Origin of the sequence: Paraburkholderia fungorum (assembly GCF_046027215.1) — a bacterium.
Taxonomy (GTDB): Bacteria; Pseudomonadota; Gammaproteobacteria; order Burkholderiales; family Burkholderiaceae; genus Paraburkholderia; species Paraburkholderia fungorum_D.
Genome location: NZ_JAQQEN010000001.1, coordinates 3,971,041 through 3,988,905 on the forward strand (window position 1 = coordinate 3,971,041; position 17,865 = coordinate 3,988,905).

Here is a 17,865-nt window from a genome sequence, read left to right on the forward strand (position 1 = left end):
ATAGATGCGCGCCTCCGAGCCCACTGACTCGGCCACAAGCTCGCCCAGTCGCGGGAATTCTGCACACCGGGAGGCGCCGCTGGTGTCGCGGCGCGTTATATTCGATCTCGCTTGCACTGATAATCTGCTAAAACGGATCGCAAGAAACCATCGAAGAGGAGTAGCAACGTGGCGCAAGAGCCCGCAGACGGCGTCTACTTTGGATTGATGTCCGGCACGAGCATGGACGGCGTGGACGGCGTGGCCGTTAAATTTGCCAGGGGAAAACCGCCGGTAGTGCTCGCCGAAGCGTTTGTCGACTTCTCAGCAGGCCTGCGCGACGCGCTATTTGCGCTTCAGCAGCCGGGCGACAACGAAATCGAACGCGAGGCGCTGGCGGCCAATGCGCTCGCTACCCGCTATACGGTGTGCTGCCACGAACTGTTGCGTGAGAGCCGCGTGTCCGCCGCGGAGGTCCGTGCGGTCGGCGTGCATGGACAGACGGTGCGGCATCGCCCGGAAAAAGGCTATACGCGGCAGATCAACAACCCTGCCCTGCTCGCGGAAATGATGCACATCGACGTGGTTGCCGACTTCCGCAGTCGCGACGTCGCCGCGGGCGGCCAGGGCGCGCCGCTCGTGCCGGCCTTTCATGCGACGGTGTTCGGCGCAAAAGACGAAACGCGGGTGGTCTGCAATCTTGGCGGCATCAGCAATATCACGATCCTGAACGCAACCGGCGGCGTGCGCGGTTTCGATTGCGGCCCAGCCAACGCGCTGCTGGACGAGTGGGCGCAGCGCCATCTCGGCAAGCCTTTCGATGAGAACGGCCATTTTGCAGCAGGCGGCCAGGTGGACCGCTCGCTGCTGAACGCGTTGCTCGACGAACCCTTTTTCGAGCAACAGCCGCCGAAAAGCACTGGCCGCGACCTGTTCAACCCGCAATGGCTCGATACGAAACTGCAACCATTCGCCGCCCTCGCGCCCGCCGACGTGCAAGCCACGCTGGTCGCACTGACCGCGGTATCGGTAGCGCGCGAAATCGAGCGGCATGCATCGGACGCCAAAGCGGTCTACGTGTGCGGCGGCGGCGCACGCAATCCCGAGCTGCTGAAGGCACTGCAGGCGGCGCTCGAGGATAGTGGCGTAAGCGGCGTGCCCGTACTGACCACCGACGCGCTAGGGGTGCCACCGAGCCAGGTCGAGCCGCTGGCGTTCGCGTGGCTCGCCATGCGCTGTCTGGCGCGCTTGTCGGGGAACTTGCCGGCGGTGACGGGCGCGGCCGCCGAGCGCGTGCTCGGGGCGATTTACCCGCGCTAAGCCTGACGGCGTCAAAATGCGCGCGTGAAATGAGAAACGGGGCCGAGGCCCCGTTTCGCTTTACAACCTGCCGCCTAACTGGCCATCAAACCGAGAATGACGAACCGCAACCGCACGTGGTCGTGGCATTCGGATTCTTGATGACGAACTGCGCGCCGTTGATGTCGTCCTTGTAGTCGATCTCAGCGCCGACCAGGTACTGGTAGCTCATCGAATCGATCAGCAGCTGGACGCCGCTCTTGTTCATGACCGTGTCGTCTTCGTTGACGGCTTCGTCGAACGTAAAACCATACTGAAAGCCCGAGCAGCCGCCGCCCTGCACGAAAACGCGCAGTTTGAGGTCCGCATTGCCTTCTTCTTCGATCAGTTGCTTGACCTTGTCAGCCGCTGCGTCGGTAAAAACGAAGGGGGCGGGCATCTCGGTCACGGGTGTATCGGTGACTGCGTTCATTCGAACTCTCCAAAAAGCTTCTAACCGCTATTGTAGGGCTGATCTCAATATCGTGCTGAAGCCCACAAAATCAATGGGTTCTTCCGGAAATCCGTTTCACGACGTCCTGGCCGCCACCCGTCTACCTGAGCGGGCCAAACGGCCATCCGGACGACGAAACCGCCGCCGCACAACTCGTGCGAAAGCCAATAAAAAAAGCCGCCTTCGCGAAAGCGTTGGCGGCTTTTGCAGCGGACCGACCCGAAAGCCGGCTCGCACCCGAAACGATTAACGCTTCGAGAATTGCTTCCTGCGACGTGCCTTGTGGAAGCCGACCTTCTTACGTTCGACTTCACGAGCATCACGCGTAACGAAGCCAGCCTTCGACAGTTCCGGCTTCAGCGTTGCGTCGTAGTCCATCAGCGCGCGGGTGATGCCGTGGCGAACCGCACCGGCTTGACCCGTTTCACCGCCACCGTTCACGTTGACTTTGATGTCGAACGTGACGCCGTGGTTCGTGAGTTCCAGCGGCTGACGCACGATCATCAGCGACGTTTCGCGCGAGAAGTAATCGGCGATAGGCTTGCCGTTTACAATGATCTCGCCCTTGCCAGCCTTGATGAAGACGCGTGCGACGGCGCTCTTGCGGCGGCCCGTGCCGTAATTCCAGTTACCGATCATGTGGGCTCCCCTTAGATCTCGAGCGCTTTCGGCTGTTGTGCCGAATGCGGATGCGTTGCTTCAGCGTAGACCTTCAGCTTCTTGATCATCGCGTAGCCGAGCGGGCCCTTCGGCAGCATGCCCTTGACCGCTTTCTCGAGCGCACGGCCCGGGAAGCGTTCTTGCATCTTGCCGAACGTCGTTTCATAGATACCGCCCGGGTAACCCGAGTGACGGTAGTACTTCTTGTCAGTAGCCTTATTGCCCGTGACGCGCAACTTGCCGGCGTTGATAACGATGATGAAATCACCGGTGTCGACGTGCGGAGTGAATTCAGGCTTGTGCTTGCCGCGAAGACGGTGTGCCACTTCGCTGGCGACACGCCCGAGAACCTTATCCGTCGCGTCAATCACGTACCATTCACGCGTAACCTCATGGGCTTTTGCGGAAAACGTCTTCATGATCGATCCAAAAAAATTGCTGCGCCCAATGTGTTTTTTTCCTGCTTGTAGTGTGCGCATCGAGGCGCGTGCAGGCTCTCCCTGGTTCTTCCTCCGCGGGCGCGGATGCGGAAAAGCTCTGAATTATAAAGGAATTTGTCGCAGCGAGTCAAAGAATGCGGGGTTTGAGGCGGGAAGTCGTGCGCGCTGAGCGCCAGATCAGCCCATTTGTCCCTGATAACAACCCGCAGACAACCCGCAAATTGCCGCCCATGAGACCGGCGACGGGCGAAAAAAAACCCGAACGCGTGGGTTCGGGTTTAATCCACCAAAGGAGGAGGTGGAGGAGACAGCGGAGGTTGCAGAACTGCTGCAACCGATGGGATCGATTATATGAGGCCCCCTTGTGCGACGCAAGAATATTTGCATCGCGAAATGCAATTTCATAATGTGACAACCAAGAGCGCAGACTCGAACACGGCGAATTCACCTTTAAATCAAACACTTGATGTTTGGACCGAAGCCGCATACGCAGACATCATCTAGAGTAAAACCCCTAAACGCGTCAGGACGTTCCCGAATCGGCTGAACATGCCGCAGCGCAACACGCAAGCCGCTATTGCGCATAAATTCCGCTCGATGGCCCCTCCGACGCACGCGCAAACACCGGGCTACAATTGCCGTCTCGAATACAAGCGAAGCGCGGTGGAGCACAGCATGGAATGCAAAGTTAGCTGGATGGGGCAAGACGGAATGGCGTTTGCCGCCGAGACGGGCAGCGGCCACCTGGTCGCGATGGACGGCGCGCCGGAAGGCGGCGGCCGCAACCTCGCGCCGCGGCCGATGGAAATGGTTCTGCTCGGCACCGGCGGTTGCACGGCCTATGACGTCGTGATGATCCTGAAGAAAAGCCGTCAGGAAATCGCCGGCTGCTCGGTGACCCTGAAGGCCGAACGCGCCAGCGAAGATCCGAAAGTGTTCACCAAAATCCACTTCCACTTCACCGTGACCGGCAAGAATCTGAACCCCGCCACGGTGGAGCGCGCGATCAATCTGTCGCACGACAAATACTGCTCGGCGTCGATCATGATCGCCAAGACCGCTGAACTGACGCACTCGTTCGATATCGTCGCGGCCTGATAGTCTGATAGCGCTGCGCGAGCGCACAAAAGAAAAATGCCGGCGTTCATATGGACGCCGGCATTTTTTTGTTGGATGGCAAAGCGAGGCCGATAAGCCGGATTCTGTGCACGCGCCACGTCCGAAAACGCGACGCGCGTAGCAGTCATTCCTCTAGGCGCGCCATTACTGACGCGCTCAAGCTTCCTACCCGCAGACGTGACGGGGGCCCCGTCCTGCATCTCGAAGATGCTAGCCTGCCTACTTGGAATTGCTCCGGGTGGAGGTTACCGTGCCGGTCTGCCTTGCAGCAGCCGCGGTGCGCTCTTACCGCACCGTTTCACCCTTACCTGATCCCGGCTTGCGCCGGGCCATCGGCGGTTTGCTTTCTGTTGCCCTGTTCCGCGTGTCACCACGGATGGCCGTTAGCCATCACCCTGCCCTGTGGAGTCCGGACTTTCCTCGCCCTCTTTGGCTTGAAGCCGCAGAGGCCGCGACTGCCTAGCCTGCTTTGCTGGGGCGGATTTTAACACTTGAGGGCATGAGCGGCCGGTTTGGCGTTGGAAATAGCCGAACTACGGCTGACGGCTGGGAGCACGCGCCGCCCCGCATGCCAGACACACTAGCCAGTCTGGCGCGTGCGGCGGCCCGTACGGAAAACGGCTACGTCGTCGTAAAACGCGGGCAATTCATTGTCCGGCCACCAGCCCGGAATGCCCAGCACGGGAAGCGGCGCGAACATGCGACTCGTCAATGCATCGGTGCTCAATAGTGCCTGGCTGACTGTTTCGTCCAGCCAGGCATTGCGCGCCTCCTCACCCCAGTTGAAATACGCGGAAGGCACGTCGACGATCCACGCATGCCCGGTGCACGCCTTGAACGGCGCGATCAGCTTTTCCAGCAGCGCGTGGCCAAAGCAGCGCACTTCGCAGCACACATCCCAGGCATCACGTTGAGCGACTAGCAGCGTCTGCCAGTCGAACGCTCGCAACGCAATGCGCAAGGCGGGATCCGCGCAGGCGAACAGCAGCGCATTCTCGTCGAACAGGGTCAGCGCGTCGCGTACGCCGCCGCGGGTGGGACCGACGCCCAGAACGTCAATGGCCGCCGACTGGCGCGCATTCAGCGCCGCCTTGATGCGCGGAAACGCAAACCGCATTGACGCGTTGAAGAAGTCGTGCAGGTTATCGCGCGTAGGCACACAACCGGTTGAAGCGATATGCGCCTCGTACGCCGCGCCGGCTGGCAGGTCATCCTGCGCGATAAAGGCGAGCCGCTCGCCACGGCCCGTACGCTGCTGCATCTCGCTCGCGTCGGCGTTCATTTCGGCGAGCAAATGCGCGTAGCCGTTGACCGCTGCCCGTTGCCATCTCTCGCCGCGCAAGGCGAATTGCGCGAACCAGGGCTTCGACCAGTCGATCTCGGCGAAGCCCGGCCGCGCCGCGTCCTGCACAGGCGACACGTGCATTTAACGCCACCTCAAACGAGGCGCCAACCGATCGACTCGCCGCCACGCAAAGGCACGACCGGCGTGTCGCCAACCGGCAATTCGGCCGGCAACGTCCACTCTTCGCGTCGCAGCGTGACCTTCTCTGCGCTGCGCGGCAGACCGTAGAAGTCCGCACCGAAGAAGCTCGCGAAGCCTTCGAGCTTGTCCAGCGCACCGGCCTTATCGAATGCTTCCGTATAGAGTTCGAGCGCATGCAGCGCCGTGTAGCAGCCCGCGCAGCCGCATGCGTGCTCTTTCAAACCTTTCGGATGCGGCGCGCTATCCGTGCCGAGGAAGAACCGTGGATTGCCGGAGGTCGCCGCCTCAACAAGCGCCACGCGATGCGTCTCGCGCTTGAGTACGGGCAGGCAGTAGTAATGCGGACGAATGCCGCCCTGGAAAATCGCGTTACGGTTGTACAGCAGGTGATGCGCGGTGATCGTCGCGCCCAGCAGCCCCGGGGCCACGCCGGCTTCGCGGATGTAATCGACTGCATCTTTCGTAGTGATGTGCTCGAACACCACCTTCAACGCCGGAAAGGCGTGACGCAGTGGCGTCATGACGCGGTCGATGAACACCTTCTCGCGGTCGAACAGATCGATCGACGAATCCGTCACCTCGCCATGCACAAGCAGCGGCATGCCGGTTTCCTGCATGACTTCGAGCGTTTTCGCGCACTTCATGATGTCGGTGACGCCCGCGTCCGAATTGGTCGTAGCGCCCGCCGGATAAAGCTTCACGCCATGCACGAAACCGCTTTCGCGCGCGCGGCGGATTTCGTCGGGCGGCGTGTTGTCGGTGAGGTACAGCGTCATCAGCGGCTCGAATTTCGCGCCTTCTGGAATCGCGGCGACGATGCGCCCGCGGTACGCCTCGGCCATCGCCGTGGTCGTGACGGGCGGCTTCAGGTTCGGCATGATGATCGCGCGGCCAAACTGGCGCGCGGTGTCAGGCAGCACGGCGGCCAGCATCTCGCCGTCGCGAACGTGCAGGTGCCAGTCGTCCGGGCGGGCCAGCGTGACGGTGTCGAGGGAAGCAGGGGAAGCGTTGGAAGCAGTCATGGCGAGAGGGGGACGAACCTCTGCGACAAAGCCAACCGACCCGGTCAAACCGCCATGTTGCGGCATGAACACACGTCAATTTTGCTATTTGGCGCTTCTGGCTCGGTGATATGCTTGGAAAATCATCATTGTAACGGCTCGCCCCGTACACAGGCTTACCCGCAACATGTGCCAACTTCTCGGAATGAACTGCGCCGCGCCGACGGACGTCACGTTCTCGTTCACCGGCTTTGCGGCGCGCGGCGGCGTCACCGATCACCATGCCGACGGCTGGGGCATCGCCTTCTTCGAGGACAAAGCCTGCCGCCTGTTCATCGACCATCAATCGTCGGCTACCTCGCCGATCGCAGAAATGGTCAAGCGTTATCCGATCAAATCGAAGAATACGATCGCGCATATTCGCAAGGCGACGCAAGGGCACATCCTGCTGGAGAACTGCCATCCGTTCATGCGCGAACTGTGGGGGCGTCACTGGATCTTCGCGCACAACGGCGACCTGAAAGACTATTCACCGGCGTTGAATGGCGTCTACCAGCCGGTTGGCACAACCGATAGCGAGCTCGCGTTCTGCGCGCTGCTACAGGGGTTGCGCAAGGCTTTCCCGGGTTGCCAGCCGCCGCTCGAGGAACTGTTCGCGGCGCTCGAAACGCTCACGCGTGAGATCACGCAATTCGGCGTGTTCAATTTCCTGATGTCGAATGGCCAGGCGCTCTTCGCGCATTGCTCGACGCATCTGCATTTCATCGTGCGCCGCTGGCCGTTCTCGACCGCGCATCTGGTCGACGCGGACGTGTCGATCGATTTCGCCAAATACACGACGCCGGAAGACCGTGTGGCGGTCATCGCCACCAAGCCGCTCACCGACAACGAAGTGTGGACCGCATTCCAGCCCGGCGATCTGCTGATGTTCCAGCACGGCGAAGTCATTGGCCGTGTCAACGTGCCGGTGCCGCCTTCGGTGCTGGAAAAGCTGCACAATCCGGCGTTGGATGCGTCGGCTTCGGCAACCACGATCGCCGTGCCCTCGTCGCAGGTCACGACGGCCGACGTCGATCTCGAAGCCGCGGACGACGCCGCCGCCTTCGAGTCCTGAACGCGCCGGCGCCTCGCGCGCTAGCGTCGCTACTAACAAAAAAGCCGCTTCTTTCGAAGCGGCTTTTTTTCTGCCGAAGCGTTGCAACAGCCTCAGTGCAGGATCTTCGCCAGAAAATCCTTCGCGCGATCCGACTTCGGATTGGCGAAGAAGTCTTCCTTGCGGTCGTCTTCCACGATCAAGCCCTTGTCCATGAAGATCACGCGATGCGCGACCTTCTTCGCAAAGCCCATTTCGTGCGTGACGCACATCATCGTCATGCCTTCCTGCGCGAGTTCGACCATCACGTCGAGCACTTCGTTGATCATTTCCGGATCGAGCGCGGAAGTGGGTTCGTCGAACAGCATCGCGATCGGATCCATCGACAGTGCACGCGCAATCGCCACGCGTTGTTGCTGACCACCCGACAACTGACCCGGGAATTTGTCCGCATGCGCTCGCAGGCCAACGCGATCGAGCAGCTTGTAGCCCTTGGTCGTGGCTTCGTCTTTCGAGCGGCCGAGTACCTTGATCTGCGCGAGCGTCAGGTTCTGCACGATCGACAGATGCGGGAACAGCTCGAAGTGCTGGAACACCATGCCGACTTTCGAACGCAGCTTCGACAGATTGGTTTTCTTGTCGGTCAGTGACTGGCCGTTGATGATGATCTCGCCCTTCTGGAACGGCTCGAGGCCGTTCACGGTTTTGATCAGCGTGGACTTGCCCGAGCCCGACGGCCCGCACACCACCACCACTTCACCCTTTTTGACTTCTGTCGTGCAATCGGTCAGCACCTGAAACTGGCCGTACCACTTCGAAACATTCTTGATAGAGATCATCTTGCGACCTTTTTCTGAAGACCTTTGACGAGGCTCGACGCGATCACGCAGATCACGAAATAACACGCGCCCGCGAACAGTACCATCTCGACATTCGTACCGTCACGGTCGCCAATATTCGTGGCGGTGCGGAAGAAGTCGGCGAGGCTGATCACGTAGACGAGCGACGTGTCCTGAAACAGCACGATGCCTTGCGTGAGCAGCAGCGGCACCATCGCGCGGAACGCCTGCGGCAACACAATGAGGCGCATGGCCTGCGGATAGCTCATGCCGAGTGCGAACGCCGCATTGATCTGCCCGCGCGGCACCGCCTGGATACCCGCCCGGATGATCTCCGAATAGTACGCTGCCTCGAACAGCGAAAAGGCGACCATGGCCGACGCGAGCCGGATGTCGATATCCGGCGACAGCCCCAGCACGTTCTGCAGCACTTGCGGCACGATCAGGAAGAACCACAGCAGGACCATCACCAGCGGGATCGAGCGGAACACCGTTACATAGCCCTTCGCGAACCACTCGAAGGGCTTGAACGACGATAGCCGCATCATTGCGAGAATGGTGCCCCACACAATGCCGATCACGATCGCGATCAGCGTGATCTTGAAGGTGACGATCGCGCCGGTCAACAGCGTAGGCAGTGCGCCCGGAATACCGCTCCAGTCGAAATGATGCATCACTTACCTCCGATATAGCCGGGCAACCGGGTCTTGGCTTCGACCCAGCGCATGAGTTGCATCACGACCAGATTGATCAGCACATAGGCCAGCGTGACCGCGATGAACGACTCATACGTCTGCGATGTGTAGTCGACCAGTTGGCGCGCCTGCGCGGACAGGTCCAGCAGACCGATCGTCGAGGCGACCGCCGAGTTCTTGAAGATATTCAGAAACTCGGACGTGAGCGGCGGCACGATGATCCGGTACGCGACCGGCAGCAGCACATAGCGATACGTCTGCCATTGCGTGAAACCCATGGCCAGACCCGCGGCGCGCTGGCCCTTCGGCAGCGCGTTGATCCCCGAGCGCACCTGCTCGCACACGCGTGCGGCGGTGAACAGCCCGAGACAGATAATCGATGACGAGAAGAACTGCGCGCTCGGCGGCAATTGCTTGAACCAGTTGCCGATCGAGGGCGGCAGCAACTCCGGTATCACCAGATACCAGATGAAGAACTGCACGATCAGCGGAATATTGCGGAAAATCGCAACATAAAGCGTGCCGACGCCGGACGCCCATTTATTCGGCAGCGTGCGCAGCACACCGAAAAACGAACCGACGATCAGCGCGATCACCCATGCCGACAGCGACACGGTAATCGTCACCCAGAAGCCGGACATCAGCCAGCCCAGGTAGGTGGTCGGCTCGCCGGTGGAGACGGGACTCAGCAGAATGCCCCAGTTCCAGTGATATGACATGACCAAGACTCCAGCAAAAAGAAACGGAAGAAGCGCGTGGCCCCTTCCGTTTCGTTCAGCGTTTCAAAAAAACAGCTAAGGTTTAATCGATTGCCTTGTCGTTCGGGCTCTTGAAGAGCGCCTTCATGTCATCGCTTTCCGGGAAGTTCAGGTTCAGGCCCTTCGGCGGAATCGGCGATTCGAACCACTTCTTGTAGATCTGATCGGCTTCGCCCGAGGTTTCGACCTTCGCGATCGCGTCGTCGACGACCTTCTTGAATTCCGGATCGTTCTTGCGGATCATGCAGCCGTACGCTTCATGCGATTGCGGCGTGCCGACGATCACGAAATCGCCCGGGTTGTTCGACTTGGCGCGCTCGCCTGCCAGCAGTGCGTCGTCCATCATGAATGCAGCGGCACGGCCGGTGGAGAGCGTCAGGAACGACTCGCCGTGGTCTTTCGCGCTGATGATGTTCATGCCCATGCTCTTGTCCTGATTCATCTTGCGAAGCAGGCGCTCGGAGGTGGTGCCGGCGGTCGTGACGACCGTCTTGCCCTTCAGGTCGGCCCAGTCTTTGACACCCGAGTCTTTCTTGGTCATCAGGCGCGTGCCGATCACGAAGATCGTGTTCGAGAACGCTGCCTGTTGCTGGCGCTCGGCATTATTCGTGGTCGAGCCGCATTCCATGTCGACAGTGCCGTTCTGCACCAGCGGAATACGGTTTTGCGACGTGACCGGCGTCAGCTTGACCTTCAGGTTAGGCATATTCAGCTTGACCTTGACCGCTTCCACCACTTTCAGCGCGAATTCCTGCGAGTAGCCGATGACATTCTGTTTGTCGTCGTAATACGAAAACGGGATCGACGATTCGCGATGACCCAGCGAAATCACGCCCGTGTCCTTGATCTTTTTCAACGTACCAGCGTCTTGCGCATGCGCGCCAACCGTAAACAGTCCGAGAGTCGCGAGCAGCAGCGCAGCTTTTTTAACCTTCATGTGTGATCTCCTTGGCAAGAACCGGCGCCAGTTTAGCAAAGTAATTATTCTGAAAGTATCGCTATAAACCATGTCTGTTGCGTGCGCGCCGCTACATATTCGCGTCTTTTATGTCTTTTGCGGCTATGCGGTCTGGTTAGCCGACCTCTTTGCGGATAAGCAAAAGCGGACGGCATCAGTACGATGCCGCCCGCCGGGCGATGCACGCGGTCTTGTGAACCGCGTCGAAGCAAGGATTTGCAGCCAGTCCGCGTGGTGGCGAACCGCCGTTTCAAACAGTCAGATCAGGGATACAGGCCGCGCAATTCGCGCGCTTCCAGGATCCGCTTACATGCGACGATAAACGCCGCGGTGCGCACGGACACCTTCTGCTCGCTCGACACCTGCCACACGGCGGCGAAGGCTTCGCGCATCACGCGCTCCAGACGCTGGTTGATCTCGTCTTCCGTCCAGAAGAAGCTCGAGAAGTCCTGCACCCATTCGAAGTACGACACCGTCACGCCACCGGCATTCGCCACGACGTCAGGAATCACGAGGATGCCGCGATCGTGCAGGATGTCGTCCGCGGCGGTGGTGGTCGGGCCGTTGGCGCCTTCCACGACGATCTTCGTCTTGATCTTGCCGGCGTTCTTTTCGGTGATCTGGTTTTCCAGCGCGGCCGGAATCAGGATGTCCGATTCGACCGTCCAGAATTCTTCGTTCGTGACTGCATCGGCTTCCGGGAAACCGCCCACGCCACCGTTCTTCGCCACGTAATCCGCCAGCGCAACAGCGTCGATACCGGTCGACTTGTACAGCGAGCCGGTGTGATCCTGTACCGCGACCAGCTTCGCGCCCGCTTCCTGGAACAGACGCGCGGCAATTCCGCCCACGTTACCGAAGCCCTGCACGGCAATGCGCGCGCCTTCGATATCGACACCGATACGGCGTGCGGCTTCGGAGGCCACCACGAACACGCCGCGGCCGGTCGCTTCACGGCGGCCCAGCGAACCGCCAAGCGTGATCGGCTTGCCGGTCACGACGCCCGTCGCCGTTTGGCCCTGGTTCATCGAGTACGTGTCCATCATCCACGCCATGATCTGCTCGTTCGTGTTCACGTCCGGCGCGGGAATGTCGGTATTCGGTCCGATGATGATGCCGATTTCGCTCGTGTAGCGGCGCGTCACGCGCTCCAGTTCGCCACGCGACAGCGTGCGCGGGTCGACACGGATACCGCCCTTCGCGCCGCCGTACGGCACGTTCACAGCGGCGTTCTTCACCGACATCCACGCCGACAGCGCCATCACTTCCGACAGCGTCACGTCCTGGTGGTAACGCACGCCGCCCTTACCCGGTCCGCGCGACACGTTGTGCTGCACGCGATAGCCTTCGAAGTGCGCGACCGTGCCGTTATCGAGTTCGATCGGCACGTCGACGATCAGAATGCGCTTCGGGCGCTTGAGGGTTTCGAGCCAGCGGGACAGCGAGCCGAGGTACGGCGCGACGCGATCGACCTGACGCAGGTAGTTGCCCCACGGGCCGAGGTCTTCGCTATTGAGGTAGGAGGGGATGGACTGCAACGATGATGCGGATTGGGCGACTTGCTGCTGGGAAGACATGAACGCTCCGGCGTTGTTCGGGTAGCAGCATTGTCGAAAAACGCCGATTCGAAATCCAATGCCGTTTCCTTATCCGATTATGTTTTTTTTGCATAACCGTCAAAAAACGCAATTTGGCGTCGATCTGGCGTTGTACGGAAGCAGGTTCAGGCCGCGCCTTGGGCCAGCTCTTCGGCCACTACCTCCCACAACTGACGAACGAGTATCTGCCGCGCATCGTCGCTCTTCGCCGCCAGTTTGTCGCGGTACAGACGGATCTCCATGGTCAGGGTGAGCTGGCCTTCGGGCGTGCCGCGGGTCGCGCGGTCGAGGCGGATCAGCTTGCCGTCGGCGACCGCTTCTTCCACCGCACTGTGCGGCAGGAAGGCGATGCCGTGGCCGGCCAGCGCCATCGCCTTGAGCCCCTCGGCCATGTCGGTTTCATAGAGACGGTCGAGGTACAGGCGCTCCGGCGCGTTGGCGAGAATCACCTCGGTCATGCGTCCCAGATAGGCGTTGGGCGTGTAGGAGAGGTATGGCGTCGGCGCATCGGCGCTGCCGGGCAGCGTGTGACGCGCACGACCCGCGCGGCCCGGCGCGGAGAACGGACTGATCGGCTCGTTGCCCAGGGTCAGCATGTCGTAGCGCGCCGGATCGAGTGCGACCGGGTGGCTTGGGTGGTGATAGCCCATCATCAGATCGCAGCCGCCTTCCACCAGCGCCAACGCCGCGTCATGCACGTTCAGCGCCCGCAGCCGGGTATGAATCGGCCCCATCTGCGCTTCGATGCGCTGTAGCCAGCGCGGGAAGTACGTGAGCGACAGCGTGTGCGGTACCGCGAACTCGATGGTGGCTTGCGGCGTCGCCGTATGCCCGCGCAGCAGCGCGCGCGCTTCGTGGAACTGCGAGAGCATCGCCAGCGCCTGCTCGTTGAAGACCTGGCCGGCCGCCGTGAGCCGCGTCGGATAGACCGAGCGGTCGATCAACTCAGTGCCGAGCCACGCTTCCAGCGCCTGAATCCGTCGCGAGAACGCCGGCTGTGTGACGTGACGCAATTCCGCCGAGCGGCTGAAACTACGCGTTTCCGCGAGCGAAACGAAGTCTTCGAGCCATTTCAGTTCCATGCAAGAGCCTGCCGCCGGCGGGTGAGAGGAAGTCAGCATTCTAGCGGCGCGGGTCGCCCACGGGGTTGAGTGGTAAAATTCGCGGTTCCCTCCGTTCCCGATCCGCTCGCTGAGCGCTCGCTTTGACTCCGGCCCCCACCATGTCCGACACCCGCCCCGACACCCTGTTCGCGCTGAACGCGCTCTCCCCGCTCGACGGCCGTTACGCCTCGAAAACCGAAGCCCTGCGCGACTGGCTCTCGGAAGCCGCTTTCATGCGCAATCGCGTGACGGTTGAAATCCACTGGCTGATCGCACTCTCGCGCGCCGGTTTTGCCGAAGTGCCGCGCTTTTCCGAAGCGTCCGAACAATTCCTGCTGCAGCTGGCCGAGCGCTTCACCGCGCACGACGCCGCGCGCATCAAGGACATCGAACGCGTGACGAATCACGACGTGAAAGCGGTCGAGTACTGGCTGAAGGAATCGGTGAAGGGTCAGGAAGAACTGGAACGCGCGAGCGAGTTCATCCACTTCGCCTGCACGTCGGAAGACATCAACAACACGTCGCACGGCCTGATGCTCGCGGGCGCCCGTGAACATGTGATCCTGCCGGCGCTGCGCTCGGTGCATCAGCGCCTCGTCGCACTGGCTCATGCTCACGCGGAACAGCCGATGCTGTCGCGCACGCACGGTCAGCCGGCGAGCCCCACCACGCTCGGCAAGGAAATCGCCAATGTGGCGGCGCGTCTGGAGCGCGCAATCGACCGCATCGCGAAGGTCGAACTGCTCGGCAAGATGAACGGCGCGGTCGGCAACTTCAATGCGCATCTGTCCGCGTATCCGGAATTCGACTGGGAAGCGTTCTCGCGTGAAGTGGTCGAACAGCGCCTGAAGCTCAAGTTCAACCCGTACACGATCCAGATCGAACCGCACGACTACATGGCCGAACTGTTCGACGCTGTCTCGCGCGCGAACACGATCCTGCTGGATCTGGACCGCGACGTGTGGGGCTATATCTCGGTGGGTTATTTCAAGCAGCGCACCAAGGCCGGCGAAATCGGTTCGTCGACGATGCCGCACAAGGTCAATCCGATCGACTTCGAAAACTCGGAAGGCAATCTGGGTCTCGCCAACGCCACGCTGCGCCATCTGGCCGACAAGCTGCCAGTGTCGCGCTGGCAGCGTGACCTGACCGACTCCACGGTGCTGCGCAATATCGGCGTGGCGTTCGGCTACTCGCTACTCGCGTACGACTCGCTGATCCGCGGGCTGGACAAGCTCGAAGTGAACGCGCAGCGTCTGAACGAAGACCTCGACAACTGCTGGGAAGTGCTGGCCGAACCGGTGCAAACGGTGATGCGCCGCTACGGCATCGAGAACCCGTACGAACAGCTGAAGGAACTCACGCGCGGCAAGGGCATCACGCGTGAAGCGCTGCAAACCTTCGTGACCGGCCTCGCGATTCCGCAAGACGCGAAGGATCGTTTGCTCGCAATGACGCCGGGGTCGTATATCGGCAAGGCCGTGGAACTGGCCAAGCGGATCGCTTAATTCCGCTGTTCCACGCATGAAAAAAGGCGCTCACCTGGAGCGCCTTTTTTTCATCCTCACGCGTGAGCGGAAAAACTCAACGCACTTCCATCTGCTTCAATACTTCAACCACGATTTCTTCCGGCGACAACTCGATACTCACCGTGATCGCCTCGTCCGGACCCGGCTCTTCGAGCGTGTCCAACTGGCTTTGCAGCAGCGACGGATCGAAGAAGTGCCCGGTGCGCGTGGTCAGCCGCTGCTCCAGCACCTCACGCGAACCTTTGAGGTAGACGAAGCACACGTCCTTGTCGCCGTCGCGCAGGATATCGCGGTACGCTCGTTTGAGCGACGAGCACGTGAACACCGCCTTCTCACCTGCCTTCTGTTTCTCTTCGATCGCTGCGCGGATGGTTCGCAACCACGGCCAACGGTCGTCGTCGGTGAGCGGAATGCCGTGGTGCATTTTCTCCTTGTTGGCTGCGCTGTGAAACGCGTCGCCGTCGGTAAATGCACAGTGCAGGCGCTCCGCCAGCATTTCGCCAATCCTCGTTTTGCCGGCGCCCGACACGCCCATTGCGATCAGAATCATCAAATACTCCTTACACGACCGTCGCCAGCGCGAAAGTCAAACCCAAGCCCATCACTGAAATAATGGTTTCGCAGAGCGACCATGTTTTGAACGTCTGCCCCACTGTCATACCGAAGTATTCCTTGATCAACCAGAAACCGCCGTCGTTGACGTGCGAGAAGATTAGCGAGCCCGAACCGGTGGCGAGCACCAGCAATTCTGGCGTGACCTGCACGCCGCTCGCCTGGGCGATCGGCGCGACGATGCCGCATGCCGTGGTCATCGCCACTGTCGCCGAGCCCGTGGCCAGACGAATCAGCGCAGCGACGAGCCAGCCGAACAGCAGGGGCGACAGATGCATCGCCGTCGCCACGCTGACGATTTCCTTCGAAATCCCGCTGTCCATCAGCACGCGACCAAACCCGCCGCCCGCGCCGACGATCAGCGTAATGCCCGCGATCGGCGCGAGACACTCGCCGCAGAACTTCTGGATCTGCTCACGATTGAAGCCGCGGCTTGCGCCGAAGGTCCAGAAACTGACCAGCACGGCAATCAGCAGCGCGACGTCCGAATTGCCGACGAAATGCAGCAGATCGTTCGGCAAGGTTTTCGGCGTGAAGACAAGGTCGGCCCAACTGCCGACCAGCATCAGAATCACCGGCAGCAAAATGGTGAACAGCGTAATGCCGAAGCTAGGCAGCTCGCGCTTTTCCTTCTCTTTCTCGGCGTGGCCAAGAAACTGCGCAGCCAGCGGATTGTTCTCCGGCAGCTTGATATAGCGGCTGACCAGCAACGCGAACAACGGACCGGCCACGATTGCCGTCGGCACGCCCACGATCAGCCCATATGCAATCGTCTTGCCGATGTCAGCGTGGTATGCCTGCACCGCGAGCATCGCGGCCGGATGCGGCGGAATCAGACCGTGCACGACAGACAGACCCGCGACCATTGGCAAGCCGACCAGCAGCAGCGATTTGTTAGTGCGTTTCGCGACGTTGAACGCGATCGGAATCAGCAGCACGAAGCCGACTTCAAAGAACACCGGCAAACCGACGATGATCGCCACGACCATCATCGCCCAGTGGATGTTCTTCTCGCCGAACCAGTCGATCAGCGTGGTCGCGACGCGCTCGGCGCCGCCCGACTCCGCCATCATCTTGCCGAGCATCGTGCCCAGTCCGACCACAATGGCAATGTGGCCCAGCGTATTACCGTTACCCGTTTCGAACGACTTGACGATGGTGCTCATCGGCATGCCGGCCACGAGACCGAGCAGCAGCGAGACGATGATCAGGACGAGGAATGGGTAAACCTTGTAGCGCGTGATCAGCAGAATCAGCAAAGCGATGGCGATCACCGCGTAGACCAGCAGCATGCTGCCGTGGACAGCTTCCATGAGTCTCCTCCTTTGTGTTATTGATTTTTAGGTGCGGGCTGGCACCTTGTCTCGTAGCGACCCGTTGCGGCGCCTGAAACCGGGGCTGACCGCACGGACGCCGAATTCTACTTGCTGTTGTTGTTTTAAGGCGCGCAAACGGGCGCGCATATCGCAAGGAGCCTCGCCTTGACAACCTTAAAGGCTGTAGTGACGAGGCTCCTTCGCGTAAAACCCTGCTATCCGGCTAAAGTGTGCGCCGTTTCAGCTTAGTGCGCTGGCGCGGCCAACTGGCTGGCGGCACGCGCGAGACGGGTGACTTCGTCCCAATTCTGCGCCTCCAATGCCGATTTCGGCGTGAGCCAGGAGCCGCCCACGCACACGACATTCGGTTGTGCGAGGAAATTGATGGCGCTTTCGGCAGTGATGCCACCGGTCGGGCAGAACTTCAGCGTCGGGAACGGCCCGTAAAACGCTTGCAGCATGGGCACGCCGCCGGCCTGCTGCGCCGGGAAAAACTTCACGATTTCGTAGCCCAGCTCCAGCGCCGTGATGATGTCGCTCGGCGTCATCACGCCCGGCAGCAGCGGCAAGCCCGCATCCTGCGCGGCCTTGTGCATGTCTTTCGTCAGACCCGGCGAGACGCCGAACTGCGCGCCCGCTTTCTTCGCCTGAGCGCAATGCTCGGGCTTCGTAATGGTGCCGACGCCGACCACGATATCTTCGGCCAGCTGGCTCGCGCGCTTGATCGCTTCCAGACCTGCTGCGGTGCGCAACGTGATTTCAAGCACCTTCACGCCGCCCGCATGCAGCGCACGCGACACGTGTTCGCCCTGTTCGGCCGAGTCGAACGCGAGCACCGGAATCACCGGGCCGAGGCGCACGATATCGCTTACTGTTTTCGACGTCAT

18 protein-coding genes and 1 other RNA gene are annotated in these 17,865 nt (G+C 60.9%); 4 read left to right on the forward strand and 15 right to left on the reverse strand.

Features of this window, described 5'->3' with window-relative positions:
- The first annotated feature begins 168 nt into the window (after positions 1-168).
- Positions 169-1,299, forward strand: a complete 1,131-nt coding sequence (locus PQR27_RS17765; RefSeq protein ID WP_408524868.1) for an anhydro-N-acetylmuramic acid kinase — start codon at positions 169-171, stop codon at positions 1,297-1,299.
- 85 nt (positions 1,300-1,384) lie between these two features.
- Here PQR27_RS17765 and erpA read toward each other — a convergent pair whose 3' ends face one another.
- The 3 genes from erpA to rplM all read right to left on the reverse strand — a co-directional run bounded on the left by erpA (position 1,385) and on the right by rplM (position 2,850).
- Entirely contained in the window at positions 1,385-1,750 is a 366-nt protein-coding gene (gene erpA / locus PQR27_RS17770; RefSeq protein WP_007180424.1) for an iron-sulfur cluster insertion protein ErpA, read from the reverse strand.
- A gap of 267 nt (positions 1,751-2,017) precedes the next feature.
- On the reverse strand, positions 2,018-2,410 hold the full coding sequence (gene rpsI / locus PQR27_RS17775) for a 30S ribosomal protein S9 (protein ID WP_007180423.1): 393 nt from the start codon (positions 2,408-2,410) through the stop codon (positions 2,018-2,020).
- A gap of 11 nt (positions 2,411-2,421) precedes the next feature.
- Positions 2,422-2,850: a 50S ribosomal protein L13 gene (rplM, locus tag PQR27_RS17780; RefSeq protein WP_007180422.1), complete on the reverse strand. Its 429-nt coding sequence runs from the start codon at positions 2,848-2,850 to the stop codon at positions 2,422-2,424.
- A 696-nt stretch (positions 2,851-3,546) separates the two neighbouring features.
- On the opposite strand from rplM, the gene PQR27_RS17785 reads away from it, so the two are divergent.
- The gene (locus PQR27_RS17785; RefSeq protein ID WP_408524869.1) at positions 3,547-3,969 is read left to right on the forward strand and encodes an OsmC family protein; all 423 of its coding nucleotides are present in this window, start codon (positions 3,547-3,549) and stop codon (positions 3,967-3,969) included.
- 76 nt (positions 3,970-4,045) lie between these two features.
- Here PQR27_RS17785 and rnpB read toward each other — a convergent pair.
- The 3 genes from rnpB to pyrC all read right to left on the reverse strand — a co-directional run bounded on the left by rnpB (position 4,046) and on the right by pyrC (position 6,498).
- Positions 4,046-4,461, reverse strand: an RNA gene (gene rnpB / locus PQR27_RS17790) — RNase P RNA component class A.
- 109 nt (positions 4,462-4,570) lie between these two features.
- Positions 4,571-5,416 carry a DUF3025 domain-containing protein gene (locus PQR27_RS17795; RefSeq protein WP_408524870.1) on the reverse strand — a complete coding sequence of 282 codons (846 nt, stop codon included), beginning with the start codon at positions 5,414-5,416 and terminating at the stop codon, positions 4,571-4,573.
- Positions 5,417-5,427: 11 nt separating this feature from the next.
- Complete coding sequence (gene pyrC, locus PQR27_RS17800; RefSeq protein ID WP_408524871.1) at positions 5,428-6,498, reverse strand: dihydroorotase; 1,071 nt, start codon at positions 6,496-6,498, stop codon at positions 5,428-5,430.
- A gap of 166 nt (positions 6,499-6,664) precedes the next feature.
- On the opposite strand from pyrC, the gene PQR27_RS17805 reads away from it, so the two are divergent.
- Positions 6,665-7,591, forward strand: a complete 927-nt coding sequence (locus PQR27_RS17805; RefSeq protein WP_408524872.1) for a class II glutamine amidotransferase — start codon at positions 6,665-6,667, stop codon at positions 7,589-7,591.
- Between the two features lie 92 nt (positions 7,592-7,683).
- Here the strand turns inward: PQR27_RS17805 and PQR27_RS17810 are convergent, their stop codons facing one another.
- The 6 genes from PQR27_RS17810 to PQR27_RS17835 form a co-directional block, all read right to left on the reverse strand.
- Positions 7,684-8,409 carry an amino acid ABC transporter ATP-binding protein gene (locus PQR27_RS17810; RefSeq protein WP_408524873.1) on the reverse strand — a complete coding sequence of 242 codons (726 nt, stop codon included), beginning with the start codon at positions 8,407-8,409 and terminating at the stop codon, positions 7,684-7,686.
- Complete coding sequence (gene gltK / locus PQR27_RS17815) at positions 8,406-9,083, reverse strand: glutamate/aspartate ABC transporter permease GltK (protein WP_408524874.1); 678 nt, start codon at positions 9,081-9,083, stop codon at positions 8,406-8,408. Before gltK ends, PQR27_RS17810 begins: the two co-directional genes overlap by 4 nt.
- Complete coding sequence (locus tag PQR27_RS17820) at positions 9,083-9,823, reverse strand: amino acid ABC transporter permease (protein WP_408524875.1); 741 nt, start codon at positions 9,821-9,823, stop codon at positions 9,083-9,085. The genes gltK and PQR27_RS17820 overlap by 1 nt, the downstream gene beginning before the upstream one ends.
- An 82-nt stretch (positions 9,824-9,905) precedes the next feature.
- The gene (locus PQR27_RS17825; protein WP_408524876.1) at positions 9,906-10,799 is read right to left on the reverse strand and encodes a glutamate/aspartate ABC transporter substrate-binding protein; all 894 of its coding nucleotides are present in this window, start codon (positions 10,797-10,799) and stop codon (positions 9,906-9,908) included.
- Between the two features lie 284 nt (positions 10,800-11,083).
- Positions 11,084-12,397 (reverse strand): Glu/Leu/Phe/Val family dehydrogenase, encoded by a 1,314-nt coding sequence (locus PQR27_RS17830; RefSeq protein ID WP_408524877.1) that lies wholly within the window; start codon positions 12,395-12,397, stop codon positions 11,084-11,086.
- Positions 12,398-12,543: 146 nt separating this feature from the next.
- Positions 12,544-13,500: a LysR family transcriptional regulator gene (locus PQR27_RS17835; RefSeq protein ID WP_408524878.1), complete on the reverse strand. Its 957-nt coding sequence runs from the start codon at positions 13,498-13,500 to the stop codon at positions 12,544-12,546.
- A gap of 140 nt (positions 13,501-13,640) precedes the next feature.
- On the opposite strand from PQR27_RS17835, the gene purB reads away from it, so the two are divergent.
- On the forward strand, positions 13,641-15,029 hold the full coding sequence (purB, locus tag PQR27_RS17840) for an adenylosuccinate lyase (protein ID WP_408524879.1): 1,389 nt from the start codon (positions 13,641-13,643) through the stop codon (positions 15,027-15,029).
- Positions 15,030-15,105: 76 nt separating this feature from the next.
- Here the strand turns inward: purB and PQR27_RS17845 are convergent, their stop codons facing one another.
- From PQR27_RS17845 to PQR27_RS17855, 3 genes are all read right to left on the reverse strand, one after another.
- Positions 15,106-15,600, reverse strand: a complete 495-nt coding sequence (locus PQR27_RS17845) for a gluconokinase (protein ID WP_408524880.1) — start codon at positions 15,598-15,600, stop codon at positions 15,106-15,108.
- Between the two features lie 10 nt (positions 15,601-15,610).
- A complete protein-coding gene (locus PQR27_RS17850) occupies positions 15,611-16,975 on the reverse strand; it encodes a GntP family permease (protein WP_408524881.1) in 1,365 nt (454 codons plus the stop codon).
- Positions 16,976-17,223: 248 nt separating this feature from the next.
- Positions 17,224-17,865 carry a bifunctional 4-hydroxy-2-oxoglutarate aldolase/2-dehydro-3-deoxy-phosphogluconate aldolase gene (locus PQR27_RS17855; protein WP_408524882.1) on the reverse strand — a complete coding sequence of 214 codons (642 nt, stop codon included), beginning with the start codon at positions 17,863-17,865 and terminating at the stop codon, positions 17,224-17,226.

Coding starts and splice junctions, on each gene's coding strand:
- pyrC (WP_408524871.1), bottom strand. CDS start 6,498: ATGACTGCTTCCAACGCTTCCCCTGCTTCCCTCGACACCGTCACGCTG.
- rplM (WP_007180422.1), bottom strand. CDS start 2,850: ATGAAGACGTTTTCCGCAAAAGCCCATGAGGTTACGCGTGAATGGTAC.
- PQR27_RS17820 (WP_408524875.1), bottom strand. CDS start 9,823: ATGTCATATCACTGGAACTGGGGCATTCTGCTGAGTCCCGTCTCCACC.
- PQR27_RS17845 (WP_408524880.1), bottom strand. CDS start 15,600: ATGATTCTGATCGCAATGGGCGTGTCGGGCGCCGGCAAAACGAGGATT.
- PQR27_RS17810 (WP_408524873.1), bottom strand. CDS start 8,409: ATGATCTCTATCAAGAATGTTTCGAAGTGGTACGGCCAGTTTCAGGTG.
- purB (WP_408524879.1), top strand. CDS start 13,641: ATGTCCGACACCCGCCCCGACACCCTGTTCGCGCTGAACGCGCTCTCC.
- erpA (WP_007180424.1), bottom strand. CDS start 1,750: ATGAACGCAGTCACCGATACACCCGTGACCGAGATGCCCGCCCCCTTC.
- PQR27_RS17850 (WP_408524881.1), bottom strand. CDS start 16,975: ATGGAAGCTGTCCACGGCAGCATGCTGCTGGTCTACGCGGTGATCGCC.
- PQR27_RS17825 (WP_408524876.1), bottom strand. CDS start 10,799: ATGAAGGTTAAAAAAGCTGCGCTGCTGCTCGCGACTCTCGGACTGTTT.
- PQR27_RS17795 (WP_408524870.1), bottom strand. CDS start 5,416: ATGCACGTGTCGCCTGTGCAGGACGCGGCGCGGCCGGGCTTCGCCGAG.
- PQR27_RS17855 (WP_408524882.1), bottom strand. CDS start 17,865: ATGACGTCGAAAACAGTAAGCGATATCGTGCGCCTCGGCCCGGTGATT.
- PQR27_RS17805 (WP_408524872.1), top strand. CDS start 6,665: ATGTGCCAACTTCTCGGAATGAACTGCGCCGCGCCGACGGACGTCACG.
- PQR27_RS17830 (WP_408524877.1), bottom strand. CDS start 12,397: ATGTCTTCCCAGCAGCAAGTCGCCCAATCCGCATCATCGTTGCAGTCC.
- rpsI (WP_007180423.1), bottom strand. CDS start 2,410: ATGATCGGTAACTGGAATTACGGCACGGGCCGCCGCAAGAGCGCCGTC.
- PQR27_RS17835 (WP_408524878.1), bottom strand. CDS start 13,500: ATGGAACTGAAATGGCTCGAAGACTTCGTTTCGCTCGCGGAAACGCGT.
- PQR27_RS17785 (WP_408524869.1), top strand. CDS start 3,547: ATGGAATGCAAAGTTAGCTGGATGGGGCAAGACGGAATGGCGTTTGCC.
- gltK (WP_408524874.1), bottom strand. CDS start 9,083: ATGCATCATTTCGACTGGAGCGGTATTCCGGGCGCACTGCCTACGCTG.